General features: G+C 65.9%; 15 protein-coding genes and 3 tRNA genes. 6 read left to right on the top strand and 12 right to left on the bottom strand.

All coding sequences use genetic code 11. From position 1 onward, the window contains the following. The coding region (locus tag VE759_RS07985; RefSeq protein WP_324930010.1) for a class I SAM-dependent methyltransferase at positions 1 to 182 on the top strand (182 nt) is incomplete at its 5' end. A 38-nt stretch (positions 183 to 220) separates the two neighbouring features. Here the strand turns inward: VE759_RS07985 and VE759_RS07980 are convergent. Further along, on the bottom strand, positions 221 to 1,855 hold the full coding sequence (locus VE759_RS07980) for a fatty acyl-AMP ligase (protein WP_324930007.1): 1,635 nt from the start codon (positions 1,853 to 1,855) through the stop codon (positions 221 to 223). Positions 1,856 to 2,277: 422 nt separating this feature from the next. Between VE759_RS07980 and VE759_RS07975 the strand changes: the two genes are divergently transcribed. Together VE759_RS07975 and VE759_RS07970 are read left to right on the top strand one after the other, a co-directional pair. Then, a complete protein-coding gene (locus tag VE759_RS07975; RefSeq protein ID WP_324930004.1) occupies positions 2,278 to 2,988 on the top strand; it encodes a YciI family protein in 711 nt (236 codons plus the stop codon). A gap of 7 nt (positions 2,989 to 2,995) precedes the next feature. Continuing rightward, on the top strand, positions 2,996 to 4,243 hold the full coding sequence (locus VE759_RS07970; RefSeq protein ID WP_324930002.1) for an RNA polymerase sigma factor: 1,248 nt from the start codon (positions 2,996 to 2,998) through the stop codon (positions 4,241 to 4,243). A gap of 22 nt (positions 4,244 to 4,265) precedes the next feature. Here VE759_RS07970 and rplA read toward each other — a convergent pair whose 3' ends face one another. The 11 genes from rplA to VE759_RS07915 all read right to left on the bottom strand — a co-directional run bounded on the left by rplA (position 4,266) and on the right by VE759_RS07915 (position 8,858). Further along, positions 4,266 to 4,973 carry a 50S ribosomal protein L1 gene (rplA, locus tag VE759_RS07965; RefSeq protein WP_324929999.1) on the bottom strand — a complete coding sequence of 236 codons (708 nt, stop codon included), beginning with the start codon at positions 4,971 to 4,973 and terminating at the stop codon, positions 4,266 to 4,268. 103 nt (positions 4,974 to 5,076) lie between these two features. Next, positions 5,077 to 5,505 (bottom strand): 50S ribosomal protein L11, encoded by a 429-nt coding sequence (gene rplK, locus VE759_RS07960; protein ID WP_324929996.1) that lies wholly within the window; start codon positions 5,503 to 5,505, stop codon positions 5,077 to 5,079. A 37-nt stretch (positions 5,506 to 5,542) separates the two neighbouring features. Continuing rightward, on the bottom strand, positions 5,543 to 6,271 hold the full coding sequence (gene nusG, locus VE759_RS07955; protein WP_324929993.1) for a transcription termination/antitermination protein NusG: 729 nt from the start codon (positions 6,269 to 6,271) through the stop codon (positions 5,543 to 5,545). A gap of 28 nt (positions 6,272 to 6,299) precedes the next feature. Further along, the gene (secE, locus tag VE759_RS07950; protein ID WP_324929990.1) at positions 6,300 to 6,740 is read right to left on the bottom strand and encodes a preprotein translocase subunit SecE; all 441 of its coding nucleotides are present in this window, start codon (positions 6,738 to 6,740) and stop codon (positions 6,300 to 6,302) included. A gap of 67 nt (positions 6,741 to 6,807) precedes the next feature. Then, a tRNA-Trp gene (locus VE759_RS07945) sits at positions 6,808 to 6,880 on the bottom strand. A 139-nt stretch (positions 6,881 to 7,019) separates the two neighbouring features. Then, positions 7,020 to 7,520, bottom strand: coding sequence for a (3R)-hydroxyacyl-ACP dehydratase subunit HadC (gene hadC / locus VE759_RS07940; RefSeq protein ID WP_324929987.1), 501 nt, complete (start codon positions 7,518 to 7,520; stop codon positions 7,020 to 7,022). 13 nt (positions 7,521 to 7,533) lie between these two features. Next, on the bottom strand, positions 7,534 to 7,962 hold the full coding sequence (gene hadB, locus VE759_RS07935) for a (3R)-hydroxyacyl-ACP dehydratase subunit HadB (protein WP_324929984.1): 429 nt from the start codon (positions 7,960 to 7,962) through the stop codon (positions 7,534 to 7,536). Then, the gene (hadA, locus tag VE759_RS07930; RefSeq protein WP_324929981.1) at positions 7,949 to 8,428 is read right to left on the bottom strand and encodes a (3R)-hydroxyacyl-ACP dehydratase subunit HadA; all 480 of its coding nucleotides are present in this window, start codon (positions 8,426 to 8,428) and stop codon (positions 7,949 to 7,951) included. The genes hadB and hadA overlap by 14 nt, the downstream gene beginning before the upstream one ends. Before the next feature lie 45 nt (positions 8,429 to 8,473). Further along, entirely contained in the window at positions 8,474 to 8,641 is a 168-nt protein-coding gene (gene rpmG / locus VE759_RS07925; RefSeq protein WP_324929978.1) for a 50S ribosomal protein L33, read from the bottom strand. A 34-nt stretch (positions 8,642 to 8,675) separates the two neighbouring features. Continuing rightward, a tRNA-Met gene (locus tag VE759_RS07920) sits at positions 8,676 to 8,752 on the bottom strand. Between the two features lie 33 nt (positions 8,753 to 8,785). Further along, positions 8,786 to 8,858, bottom strand: a tRNA-Thr gene (locus tag VE759_RS07915). A gap of 182 nt (positions 8,859 to 9,040) precedes the next feature. On the opposite strand from VE759_RS07915, the gene VE759_RS07910 reads away from it, so the two are divergent. From VE759_RS07910 to VE759_RS07900, 3 genes are all read left to right on the top strand, one after another. After that, a complete protein-coding gene (locus VE759_RS07910; RefSeq protein WP_324929976.1) occupies positions 9,041 to 9,757 on the top strand; it encodes an MBL fold metallo-hydrolase in 717 nt (238 codons plus the stop codon). 67 nt (positions 9,758 to 9,824) lie between these two features. After that, a complete protein-coding gene (locus tag VE759_RS07905) occupies positions 9,825 to 10,313 on the top strand; it encodes a hypothetical protein (RefSeq protein ID WP_324929973.1) in 489 nt (162 codons plus the stop codon). Between the two features lie 26 nt (positions 10,314 to 10,339). Beyond that, complete coding sequence (locus VE759_RS07900) at positions 10,340 to 10,492, top strand: hypothetical protein (protein WP_324929969.1); 153 nt, start codon at positions 10,340 to 10,342, stop codon at positions 10,490 to 10,492. Positions 10,493 to 10,501 lie beyond the last annotated feature (9 nt).

Here is a 10,501-nt window from a genome sequence, read left to right as displayed (position 1 = left end):
TGCAGCCGCACTACGCGCGCACGCTCGACACCTGGGCGGCCAACCTGGCGGCCCGCAGGGACGAGGCCATCGCGATCCAGTCCGAAGAGGTCTACGAGCGCTACATGAAATACCTGACCGGCTGCGCGGACGGTTTCCGGGCCGGCTACATCGACGTCAACCAGTTCACGTTGGCGAAGTAACGGCGGCCGCCCGGCCGGCTCGGCGGCTAGCTCGGCGGCTAGCTCACTAACGACAGCGCGTAGGCGCGGCGCAGCTTGCCCGACGGGGTCTTCGGGATGGTTCCCGGTCCCAACACCACTACCCGGCGCGGGCGCGCGTTGACCTCGGCGAAAACCTCGTGTGCGACGGCGCGTTTGATCAAGCGGACTTGGTCGGGATCGTCGTAGCCGTTGAATTCGACTGCCACGGCGAAGGTTTCGCGGGTCTGTCCGGCATTGAGCCGCACCGCGACCGCACATCCGGGCCGGATTCCCTCGACGCGGCCCGCGGCACGCTCGACGTCGGTCGGATAGACGCTTCTGCCCGCCATGATGATCACGTCCTTAACGCGGCCGCAGACCACGACGTGGCCCTCCTCGGTCAGGTAGCCGAGGTCACCGGTGTCATACCAGCCCCGCTCGTCCTGCGCGGGAAGGAAACCGCCCGTTGTCACGTAGCCCGGGGTCACCGGCTCGCCGCGAACCTCGATGACGCCAACGCCCCGAGCGGGCAACACGTTGCCGTCCTCGTCGACGACGCGGCCATCCAGACCCGGAAGGAGCGGGCCGAGGGTGGCCAGCCGCGTAGTGGGGCCGTGTTTCACCGGCACGGCGCGGCGCAACACGGCCAGCAGGTCGGCATCGACCTCGTCGACGACCAGACCGCCGCCACACTTCGAAAACGACACCGCCACAGTGGTTTCCGCCATGCCGTAGGCCGGCAGGATCGCCCCGGGCTTGAGCCCGAACGGCGCGCCCGCGTCGATCAGGTCCTCGACGTCGGCGGGCTCGACCTGTTCGGCGCCGGAAAGCGCCCAGCGCAGCGTGGACAAGTTGAACTGGCCGGGCTGGGCCTGCTTGCGCAGCCGCTTGGCCAACAAGGCATAGGCAAAGTTCGGGGCCGCAGTCATCGTGCCCTTGTACTTGTCGATGAGCCTGGCCCACAGCAGCGTGTCGCGCAGGAAGTCCATCGGGGTGATCTTGACCAGCTCGGCCCCGAAATACATCGGCACCGTGAGGAACCCGGTCATGCCCATGTCGTGGAACAGCGGCAGCCAGCTGACGATGACGTCGCGCTCGAAATCGAACTCGGCGCCGACGAACATCGCCTCGGCGTTGGACACCACGTTGCGGTGGGTGATCACGACCGCCTTTGGGGAACCGGTGGAGCCGGACGTCAGCTGTAAGAACGCGACGTCGTCGTCGGCGGTGTCCACGGGGTCGATGGGATCGGCCGCGAGCAGCTCGGCGACCGTCGCGACGACGATGCCGGCATCCCGAAGAACCGGAGCGGCCGCCAGGAAGGGCTCGGAGACGACGACCGCCTTCGCCCCGATCATGTCGATGATCCCCATCGTGTCGGCGGCCCACACGGGCAGATCGGTGCGCGGTGTGGGCTGGTGCAACATGGTCAGGCTGGCTCCGCGCATCCACACCGCTTGTGCTGTCGGCGCGATCTCGACGGGGGCACCGGCCAGGACGCCCACCGCGTCGCCGTGAACCACCCCGGCGGCCGCCAGGCCCCCCGCGATCCGCGTGGCCTTCGCGTGTATCTCGCCCCAGGTATGCCGGACGGGGGCGTCGGGCTCACCCGTGACCATCCCGTAGACGCTGTTGCGGGCGCTCTCGTACATTTTCGCGGTGAATTTACTCATACAAGCCGCCTCCCCGAGCCACCCGCGCGGCTCCCGGCTTAGTTTGCCCGCCCATCAGGTCAATCCCGTTTACCAAGTCGGGCGTGTCGTGAGGAAAGCCAACTGATTGCCGACGGTGTGGATATCGCCGCATTGCCGGCGGTGAATGACCTGTGCCGATATTGTCTTCCGTCTTTCTTTATCAATTCGGCGTGCACTGCGCCGAGAATTTATCATCACATCGAAATTCGGGGCTTCCGAAACGACAAAGAAATATGGCCCAGCAAACGATAAGTTTGGATGTCCCAGCCTTCGCCTACTCACGGTGGTGTTAGCGAATTCATTGTTTGCCGGCTCTGAGGTGTCGGATTGTGGCCGCCTCGTTCGTCGGACGGGTAGAGAGTGGAGCAGAGGGTTCCGCTCACTACCGGAGAGGTCACGCCATGCACTACTTCGCACTGCTGCTCGCACCGTCCGACGCGCCCGAACGGCGAGCCGACCCGGCCGCGCTGGAAGCCGAGATGGCGGCATACCGGGAGTTCCACACCCGCAACGCCGCATCGATCCGGGCCGGCGACGCGCTCACCCCCGCCGCGGCCGGCGTGCGGATCACCGGCGGACCGGACGCCCCGGTCGTCACCGACGGCCCGTTCGCCGAGAGCGCCGAGGTCGCCGGCGGTTACTACGTCTTCGATGCCGCAGACCTCGATGCCGCGCTGGAACTCGCGCGCCAGATTCCGCACGCCGGCGTCGGCGAGGTCGAGGTCTGGCCGATCGTCGAATACTTCCCGCCGACCAAGCCGGTGGACGGCAACAACTGGCTGGCCCTGCTCCTGGAGCCACCGGGGAACGCGGTGGCACCGGGCACACCGGAATGGGAAGCCGGGATTGCCGCGCACGGCCGGTTCGGGGCCGCGGCCGGCGATCGCACCAACGGTGGCGCCGCGTTGCACCCGCCGTCCACCGCGACCACGGTGCGGGTGCGCGACGGCCAGATGCTGTTGACGGACGGGCCGTTCGTCGAGGGCGCCGAGGTGGCCAACGGTTTCTATCTGCTCGACGTCGCCGACCGGGACGAGGCAATCAAGGTCGCCTCGATGATTCCGGCTTCGAAGGTGGAACTTCGTCAGCTGATGGGCATCTCGGGGCTGTAAGGCCTCGATGACCATTCTGGACGGCGTCTTTCGGCGCGAATGGGGTCCGGCCGTCGCCGCGCTCGCCCGGTGGTCCGGCGACCTCACCGTCGCCGAGGACGCCGTCCAGGAGGCCTGCACCGAAGCGCTGCGGGCGTGGCCGCGCGACGGTGTCCCGGATAATCCCGGCGGGTGGCTGGTGACGGTGGCGCGGAACCGGGCGCTGGACCGGCTGCGCCGGGAATCCGCGCGCCCCGGAAAGGAATTGGCGTTCGTGGTCGAGGAGATCAGGGCACGGGTCGACCGCGCAGAGTCGGGTGGCTTCGGGCACTCGGTGCGCGATGACGAATTGCGCATGATGTTCACCTGCGCGCATCCGGCGTTGGACCGGGCCTCGCAGCTGGCGCTGACGCTGCGGTTGGTGTCGGGGCTGACCGTCGCGGAGATCGCCCGTGCGTTACTGCACACCGAGGCCGCGGTCGGTCAACGAATCACCCGGGCCAAGAATAAGATTCGGCACGCCCGGATCCCGTTGCGGGTGCCGTCGCCCGAGCAGCTGCCCGGGCGAGTGTCGCATGTGCTGGGCTGCATCTACTCGGTTTTCACCGAGGGCTACTGGTCCACCGCGGGCCCGTCGGCGATCCGCGACGAGCTCTGCGGCGAAGGCGTGCGGCTGGCCGGCGAGCTGACCGCGTTGATGCCGGACGAGAAGGAGGCACAGGCGTTGTGCGCGCTCGTTACCCTGCACGACGCCCGCCGGCTGACGCGAGTGGATGCCCAAGGCGCGCTGGTGCCGCTCGACGAGCAGGACCGCAGCCGCTGGGACGCGGGCGCGATCGCGCGTGGGTTGCGACGGCTGGAGCAGGCAGCCGGGTCGACGGGCACGTATCTGCCGCAGGCGGTGATCGCGGCGCTGCACGCGACGGCCCCGACCTGGGAACAGACCGATTGGGCCGCGATCTGCGCGGCGTACGACCGGCTGCTGGAGATCAACGATTCGCCGGTGGCGCGGGCGAATAGGGCGGTGGCCGTCGGCTTCCGGGACGGGTATGCGGCCGGGCTGGCGGCGCTGGACGGCGTCGCCGACGATCCGCGGCTGGCGCGGTCGAGCCTGGTGCCGTCGATCAGGGCCGACCTGCTGCGCCGCGACGGGCGGGCAGCCGATGCGCTGCCGTGGTATCAGCGGGCGTTGGCGCTGACGGGATCTGATCCGGCGCGGGCGTTTTTGCGCCGCCGGGTCGCGGAGTGTGGCGGGCCGGTTGGGTCGGCCGGTTAGGCCGGCCGGTTAGGCCGGCCGGTTAGGCGTCGGCGAAGTTGCGGGTGATCGACGGGTCGACCGGGATGCCCGGGCCGGTCGTCGTCGACAACGTCACCTTCTTCAGGTAGCGGCCCTTCGACGCCGTCGGCTTCGCCCGCAACACCTCGTCCAACGCCGCGCCGTAGTTCTCGACGAGCTTCTTCTCGTCGAAGGACGCCTTGCCGATCACGAAGTGCAGGTTGGCCTGCTTGTCGATGCGGAAGTTGATCTTGCCGCCCTTGATGTCGGTGACGGCCTTGGCCACGTCGGGCGTGACGGTGCCGGTCTTCGGGTTGGGCATCAGGCCGCGCGGGCCCAGGATCCGCGCGATCCGGCCGACCTTGGCCATCTGATCCGGCGTGGCGATCGCCGCGTCGAAATCCAGCCAGCCGCCCTGGATCCGCTCGATCAGGTCGTCGCTGCCGACCACGTCGGCGCCCGCCGCCTCGGCCTCGGCGGCCTTGTCACCGACGGCGAACACCGCGACTCGCGCGGTCTTACCGGTGCCGTTGGGCAGGTTGATGGTGCCACGCACCATCTGGTCGGCCTTGCGGGGGTCGACGCCCAGCCGGATCGCCACCTCGACTGTCGCATCCTGGTTCTTCGACGACGTCTCCTTGGCCAGCCTGGTGGCCTCCACGGGGGTATACAACCGCGTTCGGTCCACCTTTTCGGCGGCGGCGCGATAGGCCTTGCTGTTCTTGCTCATTCGTATCCAATCACTCGTTGGTCGTGGTCATGCGGGCCGAAGCTGGCCCTGCCACGGGGGAAGCGGATACTCGGCCCCTGTTGTCGGGTGGATCCGCCTTCGGCTACTCGACCGCGATGCCCATCGACCGGGCGGTGCCGGCGATGATCTTCGCGGCCGCGTCGATGTCGTTGGCGTTCAGATCCGCCTTCTTCGTCTCGGCGATTTCACGGACCTGATCCCAGCTGACCTTGGCGACCTTCTCGCGGTGCGGCTCGGGTGAGCCCTTCGGCACGCCGGCGGCCTTCAGCAGCAGCTTCGCCGCGGGCGGCGTCTTCAGCACGAACGTGAAACTGCGGTCGTCGTACACCGTGATCTCGACCGGGATCACGTTGCCGCGCTGGTTCTCCGTCGCGGCGTTGTATGCCTTGCAGAACTCCATGATGTTCACGCCGTGCTGGCCGAGCGCCGGACCCACCGGCGGGGCCGGGTTGGCCTGGCCGGCCTGGATCTGCAGCTTGATCAGCCCGGCGACTTTCTTCCTCGGGGGCATGTGTTGGTGTCCTTTCTAGATCTTGTCTAGATATCGGCTAGATCTTGGCGACCTGGGTAAAGGTCAGTTCGACAGGTGTTTCGCGACCGAAGATGGACACCAGCACCTTGAGCTTCTGTTGTTCGGCGTTGACCTCGCTGATCGAGGCGGGCAGCGTCGCGAACGGACCGTCCATCACGGTCACCGACTCACCGACCTCGAAGTCAACCTCAACCGGGGCACGTTCGATTCCCGTCTCGGCGGGGCCGGCACCCGGCGCGGCCTTGGCGACCTTCTTGGCCGGCCCCTGCGGCAACAGGAACTTCACCACGTCGTCCAGCGACAGCGCCGATGGCCGCGATGTCGCGCCGACGAAGCCGGTGACGCCAGGGGTGTTGCGCACCGCGCCCCATGACTCGTCGTTGAGCTCCATCCGGACCAGGATGTAGCCGGGCAGCACCTTGCGGTTGACCTGCTTGCGCTGGCCGTTTTTGATCTCGGTGACCTCTTCGGTGGGCACCTCGACCTGGAAGATGTAGTCGCCGACGTCGAGGTTCTGCACGCGGGTCTCGAGGTTGGCCTTCACCTTGTTCTCGTAGCCGGCGTAGGAGTGGATGACGTACCACTCGCCGGGTTTGGTGCGCAGCTCTTTCTTCAGCGCCTCGGCCGGGTCCTGGTCCTCGGCGGCTTCGGGTTCGGCGGCTTCGGGCTCGACGGCCTCGGTGTTCGTCTCGTCGATCACGTCGACGGTTTCACCCGCGGGCGTGTCGCCGTCGAAGGTAGTCACGATCTTTCGTCCTCTCTAAACTCTCGGCTCAGCCGAACACCAGCAGCACCAGCTTGGCCAGGCCCAGGTCGACCAATCCGATCAGCGCCACCATGAACGCCAGGAACACCAGCACCACCGAGGTGTAGCTGACCATCTGCTTGCGGTTCGGCCAGATGACCTTGCGCAGCTCGGCGACGACCTGCTTCAGGTAGTTCCAGACGTAGGCGATCGGGTTGAGCCCACCCTTTCCGGGGCCTTTCGCCTTTTTGGCGGCCTTGACCTTCTTGCGGTCGCCGTCCTTGGTCAGCGCGCCCTCGGTTTCGCCGACCCGCTCGGCGGTATCGGCGGCCTCGTCGTCGACGACCCTGCGGGATCGCTTGCCGGTGGGCCGCAGCGGCCGCGTCGCAACGGCGGTCTGGCCACCCGGGGTAATGGTGTCGTCGCCGCCGTTTTCCAAGCCCGCGTCGCCTTCGCGCTCGTCGCTCACGGCATGCCTTTCGTCGCGCTTTCTGTGTCCACTATCCAGTGTCCACGCTGTCAAGTATCCAGTTCGGCAGGGGCGACAGGACTTGAACCTGCAACCTGCGGTTTTGGAGACCGCTGCTCTGCCAGTTGAGCTACGCCCCTTCGAGGTTGGCAGGCCAACCCAGGCTTACACAATTCGCGCGCTCCCCGTTCGGCCAATCCGACGGACAGCGCGCTGTGATCGGGCAAAACCCCGAGGTCCGAGTGTACATCGGCCCGGGTGTCAGTTACCAATCCCAGGTCACGCCGTTCTGATCACCTGGCCGGATGCAACATCCCATTTGATCTGGGTGGAGTTCTCGCCCTGCTGGCCCATGAGTGTGGTGTAGGCCTCGAGGATGACCTCGCCCTCATCGTTGGTGCAGGTGTTCTTGGTGACGACGATGTCGGCGCCGAAACGCTCGTCCACCGAGTGGATGTCCATGCGCGCCCACAGCCGGTCGCCGGCCCGGATCGGCTTGAAGTAGACGAACCGCTGGTCGACCTGCACGATCTGCATCGTCTCGATGCCGACGTCGACGTTGCGGAAGAAGTCCGCCTGGACCAGCTTGGCGAAGATGCTGGTAAACGTCAGCGGCGCCACGAGGGCGTCGTGTCCGAGTTCGGCAGCGGCTGCTTCTTCGTACGAGGCCGGATCCTCGATCTTTACCGCATTGGCGTATTCGCGGACCTTCTCACGGCCCACCACGTAGCAATCGGGGTAATGCCAGACCATCCCGCGGATGTCGGTCTTGAGCGCCATGGCTGATACCTGCCTACGCCAGCTGGGCGGTCGCGACGGCGCGGCCGAAGATCTTCTTGCCGTTCGTCGTCGCCGACAACGCGATCGTCACGCACTTGGTCTCCGGCTCGACCGATTTCACCCGCCCGTTGAACACGATTTCGGCGCCCTTGCCGTCGTTCGGCACCGGCACTACCGCCGTGAACCGGACATTGAATTCCCTTACCGCCCCGGGGTCGCCGACCCACGCGGTCACATAGCCGCCACCGAGGCCCATCGTCAGCATGCCATGGGCGATCGCGGTGTCCAGACCCACCTGCTTGGCGATGTCATCGTCCCAGTGGATCGGGTTCAAGTCGCCGGACACCCCGGCATAGTTGACCAGATCCGCGCGGGTCAACGGGATCACCTTCGGCGGCAACTCGTCGCCCACGTTGACCGAACTGAACTCACGCAATGGCATCTCTAAAGGCCTCTTCTCCGTTTTCGGCGCTACGCCCCACAAGGGTGGTGTAGGTCTCCATTACCACCTCACCGTCTTGGTCGGTCACGAGATTCTTCGTCACGATTGTTTGAGTGCCAAACGACTCCCGTAACGAGTGCACGTACACATCGCAGTACAGCCGATCCCCGGCCTTGACCGGCCGCAGGAATTTCAACACCTGGTCAACCTGCACGACCTGGGCGTCCTCGACATCAATCTTCGCTTCGTCGAAGAACGCACTCTGGGCCTGATAGCCGAAGACCGAGATGAACGTCAGCGGCGCCAACAACGCGTCATATCCCAACTCGGACGCCGCCTTCTCCTCGAAGAACACCGGGTCGTTGTTCTTCACGGCCACCGCGTACTCGCGGATCTTCTCGCGCTCCACCTCATAGTGATCGGGATACCGATAATGGATCCCTACCAGATCGTCGTTCAGCGACACGGCCTTCGAACCTACCTAGTCACCCTTGGCAACTGATCCCCGGCCCTACCGCGACTCGCGATGCGGCTGATGCTTGCCACAGTTCGGACAGAACTTCTTCAACTGCAGCCGGTCGGGATCATTGCGGCGATTCTTTTTCGTGATGTAGTTGCGGTGTTTGCACACCTCACAGGCCAAAGTGATTTTCGGCCGGATGTCGGTACTTGACGCCACTTCGCTGCTCTCTTTCGCACTCTCGATATTTGCCTGGTAGCGATGGCCGGACTCGAACCGGCGACCTAACGATTATGAGTCGTTCGCTCTAACCGACTGAGCTACATCGCCTCGTGTGACGCACCAGCCGCCCGGCGTTCACCGAGCCCCCTAACGGAATCGAACCGTTGACCTTTTCCTTACCATGGAAACGCTCTGCCGACTGAGCTAAGGGGGCCTGACCCCGCAAGGGCCCGTTAGAGGGTAACGCTTCGCCGGTAGCGCCGCCAAACAGGCGGTTGGGCGTCGCGGGCTCTCGCTGGGCGCTGTCGTGCTCTGTCCCGCCGTCGGTATCAACGCATTGCCCCGCGGCGGTCATCCAACGGGCGTGGGCTCGACTTGGGCTCATAGTCTTGAGGCATGCCAAGCGACGATCGCCTGTACTTCCGGCAACTGCTCTCCGGCCGTGACTTTGCGGCCACGGACACGTTCGCCCAGCAAATGCGCAACTTCGCCTATCTGATCGGCGACCGCCAGACGGGTGACTGCCTCGTCGTGGACCCGGCCTACGCCGCCGGGGACCTGGTCGACGCGCTGGAGGCCGACGGCATGCACCTGTCCGGGGTGCTGGTCACCCACCACCACCCCGATCACGTCGGCGGCTCGATGATGGGCTTCGAGCTGAAGGGCCTCGCGGAGCTGTTGGCGAGGATCAGCGTGCCGGTGCACGTCAACAGCCACGAGGCGATGTGGGTATCGCGGGTCACCGGCATCCCGATGAGCGACCTGACCGCCCACGAGCACGGCGACAGGGTCGGCGTCGGCGACGTCGACATCGAGTTGCTGCACACCCCCGGGCACACCCCCGGGAGCCAATGCTTCCTGCTCGACGACCGCCTCGTCGCCGGGGACACCCTGTTCCTCGAGGGCTGCGGGCGCACCGACTTCCCCGGCGGGGACGCCGACGAGATGTACCGCAGCCTGCAACGGCTGGCCAGGCTGCCGGGTGACCCGACGGTGTATCCGGGCCATTGGTATTCCGCCGAGCCGAGCGCCGCGCTGTCGGAGGTGCGCCGCACCAACTACGTGTTCCGGCCCACGAACCTCGAGCAGTGGCGGATGCTCATGGGTGCGTAAGTCACCGCACGTAGTCGAGTAGTCGTCTACTCGCGCACTTTGCGCTATTTCTTACGAAACTCGGTGCATGAGCGTCATCGCACCGGGATACGACATCGACCTGGATGGGCACGGCTACGACCCCGAATTCATGTCGGTTCCGCTGCCGCTGCCCACGCTGACGTTCGACCGCGATGACCCGGCACCATTCGCGGCGATCAACATCGATGGCCGGCATGAGCGTCGGCAATTGTGGATGTTCGACCCAGCATGGCCCGATCTGGAAGATCACGTTCTCGGCCGAGCGGCCGACCGGAAGATCAGCGTGCTGAGCGGGCCGGTTCCCGGGTCCCGTCGCTCGTGGAAGATCATCGCGATGGTGCGCGGCGATGGAACACTGTCCGTCACAGCTTATTTGCTGTATGAACGCTCCGGCGAACGTCGCGTATTCCAGGTGCCGGTCTGGCGCATCGCCGAACACACCGGTCTGAATTTGGACCGCTACATGGCCGCCGATCCGTTGGAAATCAACAGCCCGCCAAGGAAACTTGCCCGACTCGACGAAATCGTGCTCTGACCGACCTCGCACAGAAAGGAACGATCATGGCCACCGGCAAGGTGCCGACATCGGACCAAGACGACAACACCGTCTGGGTGGACTTCGGCTGGCCCGCCTCCGAGGAGCGCCTGGTCTCAGCGATCGATGTGCCGACGACACCACTCGAGCCGGCCGGCGGCAATGTCCTGTTGTGGTGACATGATCGG

The sequence above is a fragment of the Mycobacterium sp. genome (genome assembly GCF_035640695.1).
Taxonomy (GTDB): Bacteria; Actinomycetota; Actinomycetes; order Mycobacteriales; family Mycobacteriaceae; genus Mycobacterium.
The sequence above is the reverse complement of the archived record's forward strand: the minus strand, read 5'-3'. Positions and strand labels throughout refer to the sequence as shown.

Bases quoted from the DNA above. Each gene is read 5' to 3' on its own strand.
- VE759_RS07980 (WP_324930007.1), bottom strand. From the start codon at position 1,855: ATGAGTAAATTCACCGCGAAAATGTACGAGAGCGCCCGCAACAGCGTC.
- VE759_RS07975 (WP_324930004.1), top strand. From the start codon at position 2,278: ATGCACTACTTCGCACTGCTGCTCGCACCGTCCGACGCGCCCGAACGG.
- VE759_RS07970 (WP_324930002.1), top strand. From the start codon at position 2,996: ATGACCATTCTGGACGGCGTCTTTCGGCGCGAATGGGGTCCGGCCGTC.
- rplA (WP_324929999.1), bottom strand. From the start codon at position 4,973: ATGAGCAAGAACAGCAAGGCCTATCGCGCCGCCGCCGAAAAGGTGGAC.
- rplK (WP_324929996.1), bottom strand. From the start codon at position 5,505: ATGCCCCCGAGGAAGAAAGTCGCCGGGCTGATCAAGCTGCAGATCCAG.
- hadC (WP_324929987.1), bottom strand. From the start codon at position 7,520: ATGGCGCTCAAGACCGACATCCGCGGGATGGTCTGGCATTACCCCGAT.
- hadB (WP_324929984.1), bottom strand. From the start codon at position 7,962: ATGCCATTGCGTGAGTTCAGTTCGGTCAACGTGGGCGACGAGTTGCCG.
- VE759_RS07910 (WP_324929976.1), top strand. From the start codon at position 9,041: ATGCCAAGCGACGATCGCCTGTACTTCCGGCAACTGCTCTCCGGCCGT.
- VE759_RS07905 (WP_324929973.1), top strand. From the start codon at position 9,825: ATGAGCGTCATCGCACCGGGATACGACATCGACCTGGATGGGCACGGC.
- VE759_RS07900 (WP_324929969.1), top strand. From the start codon at position 10,340: ATGGCCACCGGCAAGGTGCCGACATCGGACCAAGACGACAACACCGTC.